Annotated in this window: 16 protein-coding genes; 11 read left to right on the forward strand and 5 right to left on the reverse strand. The window is 41.6% G+C overall.

From position 1 onward, the window contains the following. Positions 1-93: 93 nt before the first annotated feature. The 4 genes from GXP67_RS05120 (at position 94) to GXP67_RS05135 (ending at position 5,569) form a co-directional block, all read left to right on the forward strand. A complete protein-coding gene (locus tag GXP67_RS05120; protein WP_162442163.1) occupies positions 94-3,258 on the forward strand; it encodes a PAS domain S-box protein in 3,165 nt (1,054 codons plus the stop codon). A 178-nt stretch (positions 3,259-3,436) separates the two neighbouring features. Beyond that, a complete protein-coding gene (locus GXP67_RS05125) occupies positions 3,437-4,216 on the forward strand; it encodes an enoyl-CoA hydratase/isomerase family protein (RefSeq protein ID WP_162442164.1) in 780 nt (259 codons plus the stop codon). 69 nt (positions 4,217-4,285) lie between these two features. Next, positions 4,286-5,269 (forward strand): glycosyltransferase family 2 protein, encoded by a 984-nt coding sequence (locus GXP67_RS05130; protein WP_232064942.1) that lies wholly within the window; start codon positions 4,286-4,288, stop codon positions 5,267-5,269. 45 nt (positions 5,270-5,314) lie between these two features. Further along, the gene (locus tag GXP67_RS05135; protein ID WP_162442165.1) at positions 5,315-5,569 is read left to right on the forward strand and encodes a hypothetical protein; all 255 of its coding nucleotides are present in this window, start codon (positions 5,315-5,317) and stop codon (positions 5,567-5,569) included. 227 nt (positions 5,570-5,796) lie between these two features. Here the strand turns inward: GXP67_RS05135 and GXP67_RS05140 are convergent, their stop codons facing one another. Beyond that, entirely contained in the window at positions 5,797-6,390 is a 594-nt protein-coding gene (locus GXP67_RS05140) for an IS630 family transposase (protein ID WP_162441765.1), read from the reverse strand. A gap of 5 nt (positions 6,391-6,395) precedes the next feature. Further along, positions 6,396-6,890, reverse strand: coding sequence for a helix-turn-helix domain-containing protein (locus GXP67_RS05145; RefSeq protein ID WP_162441766.1), 495 nt, complete (start codon positions 6,888-6,890; stop codon positions 6,396-6,398). A 381-nt stretch (positions 6,891-7,271) separates the two neighbouring features. Between GXP67_RS05145 and GXP67_RS05150 the strand changes: the two genes are divergently transcribed. The 4 genes from GXP67_RS05150 (at position 7,272) to GXP67_RS05165 (ending at position 11,730) form a co-directional block, all read left to right on the forward strand. After that, complete coding sequence (locus GXP67_RS05150; RefSeq protein ID WP_162442166.1) at positions 7,272-7,973, forward strand: ABC transporter ATP-binding protein; 702 nt, start codon at positions 7,272-7,274, stop codon at positions 7,971-7,973. 33 nt (positions 7,974-8,006) lie between these two features. After that, positions 8,007-9,251, forward strand: coding sequence for an ABC transporter permease (locus GXP67_RS05155; RefSeq protein WP_162442167.1), 1,245 nt, complete (start codon positions 8,007-8,009; stop codon positions 9,249-9,251). A 79-nt stretch (positions 9,252-9,330) separates the two neighbouring features. Further along, positions 9,331-10,578 carry an ABC transporter permease gene (locus GXP67_RS05160; protein ID WP_162442168.1) on the forward strand — a complete coding sequence of 416 codons (1,248 nt, stop codon included), beginning with the start codon at positions 9,331-9,333 and terminating at the stop codon, positions 10,576-10,578. Positions 10,579-10,629: 51 nt separating this feature from the next. Beyond that, the gene (locus GXP67_RS05165; protein ID WP_162442169.1) at positions 10,630-11,730 is read left to right on the forward strand and encodes an efflux RND transporter periplasmic adaptor subunit; all 1,101 of its coding nucleotides are present in this window, start codon (positions 10,630-10,632) and stop codon (positions 11,728-11,730) included. Between the two features lie 163 nt (positions 11,731-11,893). Here GXP67_RS05165 and GXP67_RS05170 read toward each other — a convergent pair whose 3' ends face one another. The 3 genes from GXP67_RS05170 to GXP67_RS05180 all read right to left on the reverse strand — a co-directional run bounded on the left by GXP67_RS05170 (position 11,894) and on the right by GXP67_RS05180 (position 15,014). Next, positions 11,894-12,748, reverse strand: a complete 855-nt coding sequence (locus GXP67_RS05170; RefSeq protein ID WP_162442170.1) for a CE1 family esterase — start codon at positions 12,746-12,748, stop codon at positions 11,894-11,896. A gap of 85 nt (positions 12,749-12,833) precedes the next feature. Next, positions 12,834-13,679 (reverse strand): DUF7003 family protein, encoded by an 846-nt coding sequence (locus GXP67_RS05175; RefSeq protein ID WP_162442171.1) that lies wholly within the window; start codon positions 13,677-13,679, stop codon positions 12,834-12,836. A 15-nt stretch (positions 13,680-13,694) separates the two neighbouring features. Then, a complete protein-coding gene (locus GXP67_RS05180) occupies positions 13,695-15,014 on the reverse strand; it encodes a DUF8457 domain-containing protein (protein WP_162442172.1) in 1,320 nt (439 codons plus the stop codon). Positions 15,015-15,053: 39 nt separating this feature from the next. Here GXP67_RS05180 and GXP67_RS05185 point away from each other — a divergent pair, with 39 nt between their 5' ends. The 3 genes from GXP67_RS05185 (at position 15,054) to GXP67_RS05195 (ending at position 17,001) form a co-directional block, all read left to right on the forward strand. Next, positions 15,054-15,374: a 2Fe-2S iron-sulfur cluster-binding protein gene (locus tag GXP67_RS05185; RefSeq protein WP_162442173.1), complete on the forward strand. Its 321-nt coding sequence runs from the start codon at positions 15,054-15,056 to the stop codon at positions 15,372-15,374. A gap of 185 nt (positions 15,375-15,559) precedes the next feature. Then, on the forward strand, positions 15,560-16,417 hold the full coding sequence (locus GXP67_RS37975; protein ID WP_162442174.1) for a DnaJ domain-containing protein: 858 nt from the start codon (positions 15,560-15,562) through the stop codon (positions 16,415-16,417). A 50-nt stretch (positions 16,418-16,467) separates the two neighbouring features. Beyond that, a complete protein-coding gene (locus GXP67_RS05195) occupies positions 16,468-17,001 on the forward strand; it encodes a DinB family protein (RefSeq protein WP_162442175.1) in 534 nt (177 codons plus the stop codon). Positions 17,002-17,038: the final 37 nt, after the last annotated feature.

Here is a 17,038-nt window from a genome sequence, read left to right on the forward strand (position 1 = left end):
TATTTTATTACATACCTGCCGTACGCCAATTTTTACAGCTAAGACCGGAAGCATTTATACTAACTTTCAAGATGGGATGGGCAGATTTTTTCAATGAACAACGATTACTCAATAGACTTGCAACAGGCTTTGCTTAATGAACTAAATAAATTACAAAATAAACTGCTTGCCGGTAAAGGAACACCTGTAACTATTATTCTTGAGTTAACTGAGTATATTACAGAATATACCCAAAGCGATTATGGTTTTATTATCAAAGTAAAACATACCGGTTCTTATCCCTCTTATCAACACATTGCAGCCGCAACCTCCGAACAAAAAACACTAACTGGCACTTCTGTACTTCCCAAGCAAATACTGCCAATAGATCATTGCGCTGTTAAGGCATTGCTGGATGAAGTGGTTAACACAAATAAAGCTTTAATTCATCACGAGTATCCATTAACTGGTGTTCAGGGAACTGAACTTCCTGTATCTGCAAACAATTTGATAGCCATACCATTAGCGTTTGAGGATACCGTTCTGGGCGTATTGGTTCTGCTGAATGATACTTGTCCCTATCACTTGGATACAGTATCCTTACTGAAGCCTGCCATATCCACTTGCGCCGCCATTTGTATGAATATGGCTGGTGAAGCTAGTTTCAACGACAGTGATCTTTTCAGCCTGCTGATTGAAAATTCTTCTGATATCCTGACCATTCTTAATAGTGATGGTACCATCCGATACGAAAGCCCTGCTTTTTATAAGGTTTTCGGATACACCAAAAGCCAGGTTATTGGTAAAAATGTATTTAGTTTTATACACTCCGAAGATGTAGATAAGGTGATGAATGTCTTCACGAAAGCCCTGCTTGTATCCGGAGAAAATGAACCGGTAGAGTGTCGTTTTGCCACTGCTTCCGGAGAGTATATTATCCTGGAAGCCATTGGGAACAATATGCTTTCCCACGAGGCCATTCAGGGAATTATTGTTACTTCCAGGAATATTACGGAGAGGAAGCGGATTGAAACAGAGCTCAGGAACTCAAAAGCTCATTTATCTGCCTTAGTAGATGCTTTCCCCCAGGCAGATTTTCTGCTTGATAAAGATTACAAAATAATCAAGCTGAATGCCCTTGCCAAAAAGTATATACGGCTGGTCTGGAAGAAAGAGGGCGGGGAAGGCGAAAGCATGCTGAATTACTCAAATCCCACAGATCTGCCCCATTTTCAGAATAGTTTTAAACGTGCTTATGCTGGTGAGCGCATTAGCTATGAGCGTGAACTTCGTTATGCCAATGGCCTGGTATTATGGTTTGAACTGCAATATATGCCGGTATATAATATATCTGGCGAAATTTATGCGGTTTCTTTTATCGCCTATGATATTACCTCCCGGAAAAAGAATGAACTTGAACTCAGCAAGCTTTCTCTGGTTGCCAAACATACTGACAATGCCGTAATTATTACGGATAAAAACGGGATTATTGAGTGGGTAAATGAAGGGTTTATCAGAATTTCAGGTTATAGCTTTGAAGAAGCCATTGGCCAGAAACCTGGAAAATTACTGCAGGGGCCGCTCACAGAACCGGAAAAGGTGAATTACATGAGCCAATGTATAGCCAACGGCGAAAGTTTTAAAACAGAAATCATCAATTACAAAAAAAGTGGCCAGCCATACTGGCTTTCTATATCGGTATCTCCTGTTTATGACGAAAATGGTAATCTGAGCCGGTTTATTGCTGTTGAATCAGATATTTCCGACCGTAAAGAACTCGAACAACACAAACAGCAGGTAGAACAGAGTTTTTATCAGGCATATAACCGGCTGGAAAACTACAAAAATGCGTTAGACAGAAGTGCCCTTATCTCTATTAAAGATCTTTCGGGTAAGCTGATACACGTTAACGAATTTTATTGTAAAATATCTAAATACGGCCGCAAAGAACTGATAGGGAAACATTATTCACTGGTGCATGCCGAATACCATTCCAGGGCTTTTTATGCCAATATGTGGCAGATTTTACAAGAGGGTAAGTTGTGGAGGGGAGAGATTAAAAACCAGGCCAAAGATGGCTCCTTTTTCTGGGTGGATACCATTATTAATCCCATACTTAATCAGCAGGGAAAGATCATTCAGTATCTAACCATTATGTATGAGATCACCGACCGCAAAAAAGCAGAAGAAAAAATTATAGAAAGTGAGGCATTTCTGAAAGATACCCAGAAGGCAGCGCTAATTGGAAACTGGGAAATCCGCCTGCCGGAAAACAAACTCATCTGGTCGGAGGCCACTTTTCTTATTTATGGTTTAGATATATTCAAAGGTACACCTACCATAGAAGAGTCCTATCAGTATTATCACCCCGACGATTATGCCTTATTGCGTAATGAAGCCAAGTTAGCTACACAAAGATGCGATTCTTACAATGTAGATGTGCGCATACTCTTGCCGGATGGCACTACCAAGTATGTAAATATTATTGGCAAACCTATTGTGCGTCCGGATGGAAAGCTAACCCGGCTCAGGGGCACCATTATGGATATTGACGACCGGAAGAAAAATGAACTGAGGCTGGCAAAACAAAACGAAGAACTTACAAAGCTTAATACTGAGCTCGACCGGTTCGTATACAGTGTCTCTCATAACCTGCGGGCTCCGCTTACCTCCATATTAGGCCTGATCAACATAACCAAATTTTCGACTGAATCGGAAACGCATCTTAAATATTTGTCGCTGATGGAAAAAAGTATTCATAAACTGGATGCTACAATCCATGAGATTAATGATTATTCCAGAAATGCCAGGCTGGAAGTTGAAAAAGAAGAAATAGATTTTGATAAACTCTTCAAGGGTATTATTGAAAACCATGCCTATATGGAAGGAGCTTCAAAAATTAATATTGAACTTCAGGTTTCTGCAAGTTCTGGTTTTTACTCCGACAAAAGCCGTTTGCTGGTAATTCTCAACAATCTGCTGTCTAATGCGATCAAATACCATGATCTGGATAAAGAATCTCCGTTTATAAAAATTCATGTAACTATTGACTCAGCCGGCGCCCATATTTTCATCGGCGATAATGGGTTAGGCATTGATTCTCAATACCAGGAAAGAGTATTTGACATGTTTTTCAGAGCTTCTAATCAGGCGACCGGCTCGGGTTTGGGTTTATACATTGTAAAAGAAAGTGTTTCTAAACTACAAGGCACCATTACGCTTCAATCTGAGCCTGACCAGGGAACTTCTTTTACGATCATACTTCCGCATCAACAATAGCAACTTCAATATTTGAGTAGTGAGCCTTCAAAGAGGAGAGTACAGATCATCTATTCAATATTTATCTACTATCCCGCAGCAGAAACAGTTTTAGAGGATTTGTTTTGAACCTACTATACAGCAAGTGTTTTGCTTTCTACAGAATGCTTTGTACTTTTCTGCCAAAACCACCAAAACTATGTTTGAACATCTGCTATATGATATCTCAAACAGCATTTGTACCATTACCCTCAACCGGCCTGAAGTATACAATGCTATCAATGATAAACTAAGTTTTGAGCTTCAGGAAGCATTCAGAAAAGCAACTGCCGATGAAACAGTACGGGTGGTTGCGCTCACTGGTGCTGGAAAAGGATTTTGCTCCGGCCAGGATTTAAAATCAATTGCAGGTGTAAAAATAGATTCCTTTGCCGATAACGTACGGGCCAGGTATAACCCAATTATCCTGGGAATGCGGAACATGCCAAAGCCTGTTATTTGTAAACTGAATGGCGTGGCTGCCGGTGCCGGATGTTCGCTTGCCCTGGCCTGCGACCTGATTATTGCTTCTGAAGAAGCTTCTCTGGCAGAGATCTTTATTGGCATTGGTCTGGTAATGGATTCTGGTTCCTCTTATTTTCTGCCTCGCCTGGTGGGTTCTGCCAGGGCATTCGAACTCTCTACGATGGGTACTAAAGTTCCGGCCAGAGAAGCACAGGCAATTGGACTGGTAAACAAAGTAGTACCTGCCTCCGAATTAGATCAGGCAGTAGCGCAATATACTGCGTACTATGCCGCTGCTCCTACCAAAGCGGTTGGCCTGATGAAGCGTCTGCTGAATCTCTCCTATCAATCATCCCTAGATGAAATGCTGGAATACGAAGCCTTATACCAGGAATTGGCCGGCCGTTCGCAGGATAGCCAGGAGGGAATACAGGCTTTTCTGGAAAAACGCAAGCCGGTTTTTAAAGGAAAATAATATGCCTCATCAAATAATGAATGGGTTTGAATTATTGTACGATCACTATTCGTTATTCAATCAATACGAATGCCACCACTACCTATGTTAGACAAACCGGATATTTCAGTTGTTATTCCTGCCAAAGACGAATCAGAATCACTGCCAGAACTGTGCGCCTGGATTGAACGGGTAATGCAGGAAAACGGGTTCAGCTATGAAGTGATTATTATTGATGATGGAAGCCGGGATACGTCCTGGGAGGTAATTAACGACTTATCGGCTGGCAATACTTGTGTCAAAGGTATCCGTTTCAACCGGAACTATGGTAAATCTGCGGCGCTTGATGTTGGTTTTAAAGCAGCCAAAGGCCGGGTAGTAATTACAATGGATGCTGATTTGCAGGATAGCCCCGATGAAATCCCAGAACTGTACAATCTTATTACCAGGCAGCGGTACGATCTGATTTCGGGCTGGAAAAAGAAACGCCACGATCCATTGAGTAAAACCATTCCGTCAAAATTTTTCAACTATGTTACCAGCCTTATGTCTGGGATACGTCTGCATGATTTTAACTGCGGCCTTAAAGCCTATAATTATAAAGTAGTAAAAGCTATTGATGTATATGGGGAAATGCACCGCTATATTCCGGTGATCGCCAAATGGCAGGGGTTTACTAAAATTGGTGAAAAGGAAGTGCAACACCGTGCCAGAAAATATGGCGTAACCAAATTTGGCTGGGAACGCTTCATTTTCGGGTTTCTCGATTTATTGTCTATTACCTTCGTATCCAAATTCCGCAAACGGCCTATGCACTTTTTTGGAAGCCTGGGCATTTTTTCGTTTGTTTTTGGAATGGGAATGGCGGTATGGTTAATTATAAAAAAGATCATTGCCATTAATAAAGGCTTGCCTTATCGCAATGTTACAGATCATCCTTTATTCTTTCTCGGACTGGTTGCCATTATTGTGGGTGCCCAGTTATTTCTGGCAGGTTTTCTGGGCGAAATGATGACTACGATCGGCTCCAAACGCAACGAAGATTACCTGATCTCAGACAAAGTAGGTTTGTAACAACTTTGCCTTTATACATCTAAGCAATTTGTTAGATACATTATCATGGCAATTATTTTAGACAAATATATCGAAATCAGAAATCTTACCGATCCTCAAAAAGTATTTGAAAGATTGGATAATCAATTTATTGATATAATGTATGTAGATCGTATTTCTGAGAGAGGTGTGATCATGTTACTGGATGTAAACATAGATCCAGCCCAAAAGACAGATTTAGATTGGTTAAAGGAACTATTGGATTCTGTTCTGCCTGAAATTGGGGAGACAGAATATTTCTTAACTCCCATTATTTCATGATGGCAGAATGATAGTACTCCATATCATACAAGCTTTAAGTCATAACCCTAGTAATATGTGCAAATGGGTCTATTAGTAATCTTTATAGCCAAATGACAAAACACTCTGCTCTAACTATTATCCCTGGTTACTTTTTATTTTATTTTCCGTTCCTCTTCATAGGGAGGAAAAGGTGAATTCATCTGCTTATTCTTATACTTTTCATATAATACCAAATAGGGCGAAGGCTATTCCATAGAGGTTGTAATCTTGCTGATGGCTTCTAAAATGTAAGGGTATCCGGTTAGAGAGGCGATCTGTCTTTGCCCATAACTTTTAGCCGTATTAGTGATCCAGGCTTCCAGTTCTTGTTCATGGCTGAAGTTGTGAAAAGCTACTTTGTTTTTCATATCCCCCCACAGCCTTTCGACCGGATTGAGTTCAGGGTTGGAAGAAGGTAAATACACCAGGCGGATATTTTGGGGCACTTGCAAGGCTTTTGCCCGGTGATAGCCTGCTTTGTCTACAAAGATAAACTTGAACACTTGCGGTTGATGGCGGCTAAACTCCTCAAGCATATACTCAAAGTAAAGCGTGTTAACCTGTGGGGCAGTAATAAAGAAGTGATCTCCTGTCAGCGGTTCTACCAATCCATAGCAGTAGCGGTAGATGAAGCGGTGCTGATAGGCTCCTACCGGTTTTATGCCGGCAAGGGTGATGGCTCTTCTCAAAACAGTCATCAAACCAAAGCGGCTCTCATCCTGATAGTACACCTTCCAATGGCTGACTACCCCTTTGGCAGCCAAAGGAGCATAGTAGCGCTGTAAGAGGAAAGTGAGCACCAAGTTTAGTTTTTTTTATACTTCTGCTCATAGGCTAGATCCTTTTTCAGGTTGCTCTTTCTAACCACTTTCAGCTTTGCCCCCAGCTGTCGGTGGACAAACCAATGTACATGCTCATAGCTCAGATCAATGCCATGCGCCGTGTGCAACCACTCATGGATTTGCTTATAAGAAGTAAAATAGTTGTTTGGATCAGCAAGCTTTGCCTTCAACTGCTCAAGTACTTTACCTGCAATCTGTGATGCCCTTTTGTGGCCGCCCGGATCTATCTGAAGACAGGCTTGCAGCCCTTTCTGTTTGTAAAGCCGGAACCACTGGCCCACTGCATGACGCTCATAGCCTACGGCAGCAGCTATTTGTCCATACGCTTTAGCCTGCCCACTCTTGTAGAGGTAAAAAGCCCGCAGTCTGGCTCCGGCTAGCGGATGGGCTATTTTTTTGCTCATCTTCAGCAACTGCTCGGCACTCTCGATGAGCTCAGTTTTGGTTACTCTTCCCATACTTGATCAACATATAACATCTATGGAAGGTTCTTTATACTATTCGGTATAAGTAGAAACGTTAAAAATAAGCTGGTTTATGCATTGATAATTTTTTCCAACCCTGGTGCAACCTTCACTTATGGTTGTGTATCTAATGCTTGACTTTTATAGGAAACAGGTGTTCTACTGAACAATTTTCAGAATTTAAGCAGTGGAGAGCAAAACGTATAGTATAGGATAATATTTTGTTTTTGGCAATAAGTTCATACCAGACATATGCCAGTCATACAGAATAGATACTGGTCATCAAAATTAACTTTAGTCCCCTTATAAAAGCACTACCTTGCATTACAAATTACTTGGTTTTACAGGCTAATTCTTTTCCTTAACACTTTCGCTATGATTCAACTGCATAACATAAATAAATATTATTCTATCGGGCATAATAAATTGCATGTATTGAAAGGGATTGACGTCCATATCGGGGCTGGTGAACTGGTTTCGATCATGGGTTCATCTGGTTCTGGCAAATCTACTATGCTCAATATTCTAGGTATTCTGGATACCTACGATTCTGGAGAATATCTGCTCAATGGAAACTCTATCCGGAACTTATCTCAAACCAAAGCGGCCTATTACCGGAATCACCTGTTAGGCTTTGTATTTCAATCATTTAATTTGCTATCTTTTAAAAATGCGATGGAAAATGTAGCCCTGCCTTTGTATTACCAGAAGGTCGGACGCAAAGAACGCAACAAACGGGCCTTGGAATACTTAGACAGAGTGGGCCTGAAAGCCTGGGCGGATCACTCACCTAATGAGCTTTCCGGTGGTCAGAAACAAAGGGTAGCCATCGCCAGAGCACTGATTTCTAAACCGAAAGTAATTCTGGCCGACGAACCTACTGGTGCGCTCGATACGCAGACTTCCTATGAAGTAATGCAAATTTTTAAGGAAGTAAACCAGCAGGGCATGACAGTGATTATTGTTACCCACGAAAACGATATTGCTGAAATGACCGACCGGGTGATCCGCCTGAAAGATGGCATCATCGAAAAATCGGAAAAATTCGTTCGCGAGCATATACCTGTTATCAATTAACCATTTAGCCTTCAACCATTTAATAATATACGTATGTTCGACTTAGACAAATGGCAGGAAATACTGGCCACCATGCAGAAAAATAAACTGCGTACCTTCCTGACTGCTTTTGGAGTGTTCTGGGGGATCTTTATGCTGGTATTGCTGCTGGGAGCCGGTAAAGGAATGCAGAACGGCATAGAAGGCGAATTTGGTTCTTTTGCTATCAATAGCCTTTGGGTATGGAACGGACGTACTTCTATTCCCCATAAAGGATTACAGCCAGGGCGTGAAGTGAATTTTAAAGCAGAAGATCTGGCAGCCATTGGCCGGGAAGTAGAAGGAGTAGAAGTGGTAGCCCCCCGTAACTGGTTGTGGGGAGAGTATACCTTAACCTATAAAAATAAAAATGGCTCTTTCCGGGTGCTGGCTACTTCTCCAGAGTTCTTCTCTGTAGACATTCTCAACCTGACACAAGGCCGCCTGTTGAACCGGAACGATATGTTTGAGTCCAGAAAGGTAGTGGTGATTGGAAACCGGATTAAAGATGTACTTTTCGGCCCTGATAAAGATGCTATCGGAGAATATATCAATATCAAAGGAGTTTATTTTCAGGTGGTAGGCATATTTAAGAAAGAAGGCAATAATGGCCGTTTTGAGGAAAGAGCATTTATACCCTTTACTTTATATCAAACCGTATTTAACCCTGGCCGGAATGTACACAATATTGCAATTACCGCCAGACCAGGTGTTTCTGTTAAAGCGGTAGAAGAGAAGGTCAGACAAGTGCTGGCACAGCGGCAGAAATTTGCTGTAGAAGATGAGCAGGCCATCGGCATGAACAACAATGAAGAAGATTACAAACGCTTCCAGGGTTTATTCGATGCCATCCGCTTGTTTGTATGGGTAGTAGGCACCGGAACGCTGATCGCCGGAATTGTGGGAGTAAGTAATATTATGCTCATCATTGTAAAAGAGCGGACCAAAGAGATAGGCGTTCGCAAAGCCATAGGCGCAACTCCTTTTTCTATTGTCAGCCTCATTATTCAGGAATCTATTGTAATTACAGCATTTTCGGGCTACCTCGGTTTGCTGGCTGGTGTAGGATTGCTGGATGGTATACGCTACCTGATTGATTCTACCGGCGCTGAACTCCCTTACTTTACCAAGCCAGGGGTAGATGTGGGCGTGGCCTTATCAGCCACCGTAGTTCTCGTGATTTCCGGTGCCATTGCCGGACTGATTCCCGCCATCAAAGCAGCACAAATTAAACCAATAGAAGCCCTCAGAGCAGACTAAGCTAGAAATGAATAATTGAAAATGTAAAATTTATAATAGCATTCTCAATTCTCAATTATTAATTTTCAATTAAGATATTATGTTTGATTTAGACAAATGGAGTGAAATCTACGCTACTGTCCGCAAACACAAGCTGCGTACCTTCCTGACTGCCTTCGGGGTGTTCTGGGGTATTTTTATGCTGGTGGTATTGCTGGGTGCCGGAAATGGATTTGAGAATGGGGTGGTAGGAAGTTTTGATATTGCCAAAAATACCGTGTTTGTCTGGTCACAGCGTACCAGCATTCCTTACAAAGGCTTAAAAGCAGGCCGTTATATTCCTTTCACCAATGATGATGTAGTGGCTATCCGCCAGACTATTCCGGAAGTAGCAATTCTGGCCCCACAAAACCAGGTACAAGGTAATTTTAAAGTAAATTATAATAATAAAAGCTCTTCTTTCACCGTATATGGCGAGTATCCGGACTGGATGGGTGTAAAACCATTAGTCATTCTGCAAGGCCGTTTTGTTAATACTTTAGATATCCGGGATAAACGCAAAGTGGCTATCATCGGTACCCGAGTCCATAAAGTGCTTTTTGGTGATAAAGATCCAATAGGAGAATATATTAGCATTAAAGGCATCTATTTTAAAGTAGTTGGTACTTTTAAAGGCCGAGGCAGTACGGAAGACAATCAGGAAGATGCACAGACTATTTTTATTCCCAGCACTACTTTACAACAAGCATTTAATCAATATAACCGGGTAGATTATCTGGCAATGGTTCCACAAGAAGGCGTAGAATCAGCGGTAATCGAAAAGAAGGTAAAAGAACTGCTTGCCAAACGCCACGATATACACCCGGATGATGTACGGGCACTGGGCTCAGCCAACGTAGAAGAAGAATTTAAGCGGATACAGGGCTTATTCACCGGGATTAAAGGCTTTAGCTGGGTTGTGAGTATTGGAACCATTATCGCCGGTATTATTGGTGTAGGCAATATTATGCTGATCGTGGTAAAAGAGAGGACCAAAGAAATAGGCATCCGCAAAGCATTGGGAGCTACTCCCTGGTCTATTATCAGCCTTATTATTCAGGAATCCATTGTCATTACCGGAGTAGCCGGCTACATTGGTCTGGTCACCGGTACAGGGTTAATTGCACTTATCAATTATCTGTTAAAGAAGTTTGAAGCGGAGGGAGAGTTTTTTGCAAATCCGGAAGTAAACCTGACAATTGCCGCCACAGCCCTACTCTTACTGGTTTTTTGTGGTGCCATAGCCGGATTAATTCCAGCCACCAAAGCCGCCAATATCGATCCGGTAGTAGCACTACGGGACGAGTAAATATCTATACGTAAACGATTTAATAAAAAAAACTGTAATTATACCTTAACAATGAAAAAAGTAATTCTAAGTATTGTAGGCTTGATATTTCTGGGTTTATCTGGATGGTTAGGCTATTATTTTTATAAAAAGTCTAAAACTGATCCTGTCGTATACAAAACAGAAACGCCATTTGTAACCAACATCGTGAAAAAAACCGTTGCTACCGGTTCCATTGTTCCCCGCCGGGAAGTCGCTATTAAACCACAGGTTTCCGGTATTGTTGAAGAACTGTATGTAGATGCCGGGCAAACCGTAAAAGCCGGACAGTTGATAGCCAAAGTGCGGATTGTTCCCAATATTGTGAGTGTAAATACAGCGGAAACTTCTCTGGAAACAGCCCGGATCAATTTCCAGAACTCCAAAGTAGAACTCGACCGGCAGAAAGCCTTGTATGACCAGAAAGTAGTTGCAGACCAGGAATATAACCGATTTCTACTCGATTTCAACCTAAAAAAAGAAGCCTTACAAGCGGCCGAAACCAATCTGCAACTGGTAAAAGAAGGGGCTTCTAAAAAGAGTGGGCAAGTTTCTAACCTGGTCTATTCGCCGGTGGCCGGGATGCTGCTCGATGTGCCGGTAAAAGTAGGTACTTCAGTTATTGAAAGAAATACTTTTAACTCCGGAACCACTATCGCTACCGTAGCCGACATGAAAAGCCTGATTTTCGAAGGTCTGGTAGATGAATCGGAAGTGGGCAAAATTAAAGAGGGAATGGACCTTAATCTGGTGATTGGCGCGCTGGAAGGCAAAATTTATAAAGCGACGCTTGAATATATTTCTCCGAAAGGCGATACCTCCGAAGGCGCAATTAAATTCCAGGTACGGGCTAATATGTTGCTCGATGAAAAAGACTTTATACGTGCCGGCTATAGCGCCAATGCCGATATTGTACTCGATAAAAAAGACAGCGTACTGGCTTTAAAAGAAAGCATGCTTCAGTTCAAGAAAGATAGTATATTTGTGGAAGTAGAAACGCAGCCGCAGAAATTCGAAAAGAGACTGGTAAAAACCGGCATTTCGGATGGAATTAATATTGAGGTAGTTTCAGGCATCAGTAAAAAAGATAAAGTAAAAGTGATTGAAGCAGTAGGTACGCCAAAAGGAAGTTAGAACTAATTCGTTGATAGTTGTTGGTCTATCAGTGTAAATCTGAAACACTCATTATACATTTGTATTTCAAACTCAATTAACCAAAAAGCCGGTATCTTGATACCGGCTTTTTGGTTTTGTTAAGAAAACAAGTTGGCTAATGACTACTGACCAATGACTATTTTCACTGCCGCTTAAAAAACTTCCAGGCTTCTTCGTGTACATCAATGTCGTTGGGATAATCGTGTTTGCCACCGATTACTTTTAGTAGTGCCACTTCTGGCTTTCCTTTCTTTTTGAAGGTAAAGCGCTCAATAATTTTTCCGTCCGCAGGGTCAGTATCCGGCAGTTTTTCTTTGACTGGTTCGCCGGTATAGCCAGCCAGATTTGCCCAGTAGGCAAATGTTCTGTCGGTAGAACGGACATATCCAAAGGTAACATTACCTGAAACCATCATGCCACCCTGGTACAGGTTTAGCGGATCATCAGTACCATTGATGATCATCACCGGAATAGGGCGTTTTACTTCAATACAATCCAGGTTATTGGTATCAGGTAGGTTGGCAATAATAGCAGTAACCGCTTTAAATCTTTCCGGCATAGTGAGTGCCAGTTTATAGGCCATATGTCCGCCCCCGGAGGTACCCATGGCAAATACTTTTTTTGTGTTATATTTCTTACTGAAATAGTCTATCATTCCGGCGAAAAAAGCATTCTCATTGATATTTTCGATATTGGCAGTAGAAGTGGCAGCTTTCCGGCATTCATTCCAGTAATTCTTATAGCCATTGGGATATACCAGCAACAGTTTTTCTGCTTTTGCTTTTTCTTCCAGTTTAGCCGTTGCTTTCATCATACCCATACCATTGCCACCGGAACCATGCATCACAAATACCAGATTCTCCCGTTTGCTATCACCTGGGTCAGTGAAATGAAAACTCCGGTAATTCCCCTCAATTAACAGTGAATCGGTAATCACTTGTGCCTGGACTTGTGAAGCGTAGAAAATGGTAATTATTAGAAGCGTTAGTTTGCTCATTATTTGGCTAATTTTTATTGTAACCAGATTGATATGATGCATTTTCATTATCCACTTAATTTAAATATGGGTGTTTAATTTGGTTTTATAAATTGCCAGCTTGAGGCCAATTTTTCCAATGATTGTTCGACTCAAGCGTAGGTTCCCACTTACTTTTATTACTTGTAACAAGTATGTCTGCAATCATCTGAAATGTCTCATATTCACTAGGCTTTGTTCCTATCATTTCATTTTCATAATAAGTGTATTCCTTATGGTGCCATTGATCAATACTCATAAGTTTTGGTAAGTCTTTTGGAAGACATATATGTAATTCTTCATCTGTAGCTCTAAAAAGTTCAACATTTTCTTCATCCAAATACCTTATTAAAGCTACAAAGTCTATTAAGTCTTCCGGGTTATCATCCTCTCTTATCTCTATTCCCTTATTGCGATAGTTTACAAGATTGTGCTCAATGGCTATATCTGTATTTCTCACCTTAACTGTTTTGGCTAAATTTGATACCAGTTCAAAACTATCAGATATTCTATCTAACTCTTCCCCACTAATCAGGTCAACCCATTTTGTATTACAGGTGAAGCGGTTATCTAACCCAGCTTTGTCAAGATTAGAAAGACAATTCCCAAAATATGTTAATTCAATGGCAACAACTAATCCCCGGTTTAAATATCCTGTTTTCTCGAAGACAATTGCCCAACAGGTACTATCTGCAAATAAATTAATTCTGCTACCTGCCAAATAAAAATAGCCATGTCCTAAATCAGGAAAAAACTTATATGGATCAGAAACTTTTGCGCTATCGAGTTCAGCTAAAATAGATTCTTTGCTATAATGAATCATTTTATCTTTTTTTGATTGACATCCTATAAAAATGAATAATAAATAGCAGATTGATAATTTATTGCACAATCTAATGGCAGCTACTATCATTTTAGCTCAGCAATCTCAATAAAACTTCCGCTCTACAATCTCCAGAAAATTCATTACCTCCTCATTATTAAAATCCCAGCGGTAGGTTGCGGCATATCTGGTATTTACCAGGTCCATGGCCGATTGATGATCCGGGCATTTCTCCAGTTCCGCTAATGCCTGGTTGAAAGCTGTTCCGTCGCCCTTAAATAATTCATTGATGAACAAAAAACGCTGGTTGAGTGAAATAGCACTTTTTAAATCATCTATCTTCGCTTTCTGATGTTTATCCAGCAATGTTGGCTTGGGGCCTTGCTTGAGGCGGTCGTTGAGGGTAGGCTGCTCCCGGATAAACTTTTCATAAAGATTTACTGGCTTATCATTCACAATCACAGGTTTTACCGCTTCCGTTTTTACCGGTTCCGGCGGTTTCACCGGCTCAACAGGCTTTACTGGTTCAACTTGTGGTACTGGCCCTACAGGCGTTTTGGCTACCGGCGTGGGAGGTGTATGCGCCGCTTTTACAAACTTTTCAATGTCAACCTGAATTTCCGGCAAAGGCAAGGTAGGCTGCTCCTGCAAAGGAACTCTCTTTTCCGGAGCCGGTACTTTGGGTTCGTGTCTGGGTTCTTCTGGCGCAACTTCCCGCTTGTCCAGTTCAAATATGATTGGCTCAATTACAGGTTCCGGTTGCTTAGGCTGTGGTTGTTTAACTTGTGCCTGCTCCAGCAGCAAATCATTTTCATCCAGTGGAACGGCCTGTGAAAATGACTCTATATACGAAGCTGCTGGTTCCAGCTGGTCCTGGAATTGTGCATATACTTCATTCAGCAAGGTAATCGCCTGCTGAACCGGCACTTCACTTGGATTCAAACTTTCCATGCGGTCAGTGAGCGCCTGATAGAAAGGCTTGTGTATCTGCACATACCGGCCAGTCTCTTTAAATTGCGCTATATTTACTTTTCCGCTTTTGTTGGCACGAAGTAAATCTTCAACAAAGGTGTAGGGAGATAAAAGTAAAGTGAGGGTAGAAACTACAGCCCGGTTCACCAATGGCTCAAAATGTTCCCGGCGTACAGAAATATGCCTTGAAACTGTGTTCATAAACTGCTTTAGAGCTTCCTGTACCTCAATAGTATGGTAATCAAAGTAGGGGCTTTGCAAACGGGCCGTTTCATCCTGCCAGGCTGCAAACAGATGATGCAGAATAAACAAATTTACCTGCCCCATCGGACTGTAAGTAAGAATCTGGTTGCCTGTAATAGCAGGCTGCTTCGAAAAAAAATCGCCAGCCATTTTTCTGGCGTATATTTTACTGTATGTTTCCAGCGCGGGAATATTGAGTTTGTTTGTCATCTGTTCACGCTTTTAATTAATTTGTAAAGGTATCAATTTATGCCCACACTTATCATACGAAACCTTTTTAACAAGCCTATAGAAATTACACACCCAGCTAAAAGCGCCTTATACCATATTCAACTGGCGACTGTCGACTGGATGCATGCATGTGGAGGAAAAGGCAGATGTACGACCTGCCGTATCCGGGTGGTGGAAGGGATGCAAAATATAAGCCACCTTTCTGCAGCTGAACAAAAATACCGCAACCAGGGCAGGCTTAAATTAACCGAACGCCTCACCTGCCAGATTACACTTACTGGAAATGTAGTTGCAGAGGTTCCCGAAGCCTGCAAACTCCCGCATATCACCTATTCCTGAAGGTAGGGCAGTAAAGAAATACCTACGCTATACAAACAAATCCTCCCCAAAAATCAGTATTTTTGTTAGAAGCCTGTTGATGGTGTACATTTTATTCTTTTATCTCTGATCCTATTTTCAGAGATAAAATATCCATCAGTATCTTATCTAATTGTGTGAACAGGTTGTATTTCGTATAGATTTTCATGACAGATTACTATCAAATATTAGGAATCAGCAGACAGGCAGGCATTCAGGAAATTAAGTCAGCATTCAAGAAACTGGCTTTACAGTATCATCCCGACCGGAATGCAGGAAGCCTGGTGGCAGAAGAAAAATTCAAACAGATCAATGAAGCCTATCAGGTTCTTTCGGATACACAGGATAAACTTATCTATGACCTGAAGCTGAATGGATACAGTTCTTACAGCTATACCACAGATACTACCCAGCAGCCTACCTACAACCAAACCTATACCTATTCCCGGCCTTATTCACCGCCCACCTACCGCCATGACCCAAATGCTGCCAGAAAAGCCTATGGTGTGGGAACAATAATTATACTCATTATGGCCATTATAGGGTATTCGCTCTATACATTCATGAATCAGCGGTCGGCCCGTATGCGGTATGCAGAAGCCCTGTATTATATAGACCGCAACCAGACATACAATGCCTTTACCAAGCTGGAGGAGGCCATAGAATTTGATGATGAATATGCAGAAGCTTATCTGAAAAGAGGACAATTATGGCTGCAACTGGATGCTAATTCTATCCATGCCTATGAGGACTTTGATAAGGCCATACGCCATTCAAAAGTACCGGTTCCGGAAATGTATCTTTTCAGAGCCATGAGTTTACTCAAAATGAGAAGATATGAACGGGTACTTACTGATTGTGCCCAGGCAATCCATGAACCCACCTTAAAAGGTCCAGCTATTTTTTTGCAGGCAGCTGCTAAAAAAGCACTACAAGATAAAAGAGGGGCCTGTCACGACTGGCAGCAAGCATATGAACTCGGATTGACCAGTTCAGCAGATTCATTGCTACGGTATTGCCGGTAACAGCACAGAATTTTTATACATTGGCTCTCTGATTGAACTGGTAATCGTGCATGCATCCAAAAACAGAAAAGCTTTTTCAACAACTGGAAGACTCCCGCAATAGGCTGATTTCTATTATCCAGAGTTATCCTCAAAGCGTATCACCGGTTAAACCCTCGCCAGAAGAATGGTCGATGGCGCAGGTAGCCATACATCTGGCTATTACTGAAATCCAGATTTTAGGATATGTACAACGGAAATTATTAAAAGGAGAATTACAAGACTCGAATCTGCGTTCCTGGCTTCGGTACATGGTTGTGCTAGTTGCCTTGCGTTACCGGAAGAAAATAAAAGCACCTAAACAAGTAGCGCTTCCACCTGAAGGAGTAACCTTAGCAGAAGCAATTGCGAAATGGGAGGAAGTGCGCGGTGAATGGGAAAAGTTTCTGACTCTGCTTCCTGCCGGTACAATCCATAAAAACATATTCAAACACCCCTTAACCGGCTTCCTCAATATTCTTCAGACACTTGGTTTTATGAATGAGCACGTATGCCACCACATCCATCAAATTCACCGGATCGGGGAAACCGTAAGTACCAAGTAATGAACTATGTAACTTACCCTACTAATCCCTCATTCTG

The sequence above is a fragment of the Rhodocytophaga rosea genome (assembly GCF_010119975.1).
GTDB classification, from domain to species: domain Bacteria; phylum Bacteroidota; class Bacteroidia; order Cytophagales; family 172606-1; genus Rhodocytophaga; species Rhodocytophaga rosea.

Coding starts and splice junctions, on each gene's coding strand:
- GXP67_RS05135 (WP_162442165.1), top strand. CDS start 5,315: ATGGCAATTATTTTAGACAAATATATCGAAATCAGAAATCTTACCGAT.
- GXP67_RS05120 (WP_162442163.1), top strand. CDS start 94: ATGAACAACGATTACTCAATAGACTTGCAACAGGCTTTGCTTAATGAA.
- GXP67_RS05195 (WP_162442175.1), top strand. CDS start 16,468: ATGCATCCAAAAACAGAAAAGCTTTTTCAACAACTGGAAGACTCCCGC.
- GXP67_RS05150 (WP_162442166.1), top strand. CDS start 7,272: ATGATTCAACTGCATAACATAAATAAATATTATTCTATCGGGCATAAT.
- GXP67_RS05170 (WP_162442170.1), bottom strand. CDS start 12,748: ATGAGCAAACTAACGCTTCTAATAATTACCATTTTCTACGCTTCACAA.
- GXP67_RS05185 (WP_162442173.1), top strand. CDS start 15,054: ATGCCCACACTTATCATACGAAACCTTTTTAACAAGCCTATAGAAATT.
- GXP67_RS05175 (WP_162442171.1), bottom strand. CDS start 13,679: ATGATAGTAGCTGCCATTAGATTGTGCAATAAATTATCAATCTGCTAT.
- GXP67_RS05125 (WP_162442164.1), top strand. CDS start 3,437: ATGTTTGAACATCTGCTATATGATATCTCAAACAGCATTTGTACCATT.
- GXP67_RS05180 (WP_162442172.1), bottom strand. CDS start 15,014: ATGACAAACAAACTCAATATTCCCGCGCTGGAAACATACAGTAAAATA.
- GXP67_RS05155 (WP_162442167.1), top strand. CDS start 8,007: ATGTTCGACTTAGACAAATGGCAGGAAATACTGGCCACCATGCAGAAA.
- GXP67_RS05145 (WP_162441766.1), bottom strand. CDS start 6,890: ATGGGAAGAGTAACCAAAACTGAGCTCATCGAGAGTGCCGAGCAGTTG.
- GXP67_RS37975 (WP_162442174.1), top strand. CDS start 15,560: ATGACAGATTACTATCAAATATTAGGAATCAGCAGACAGGCAGGCATT.
- GXP67_RS05130 (WP_232064942.1), top strand. CDS start 4,286: ATGCCACCACTACCTATGTTAGACAAACCGGATATTTCAGTTGTTATT.
- GXP67_RS05160 (WP_162442168.1), top strand. CDS start 9,331: ATGTTTGATTTAGACAAATGGAGTGAAATCTACGCTACTGTCCGCAAA.
- GXP67_RS05165 (WP_162442169.1), top strand. CDS start 10,630: ATGAAAAAAGTAATTCTAAGTATTGTAGGCTTGATATTTCTGGGTTTA.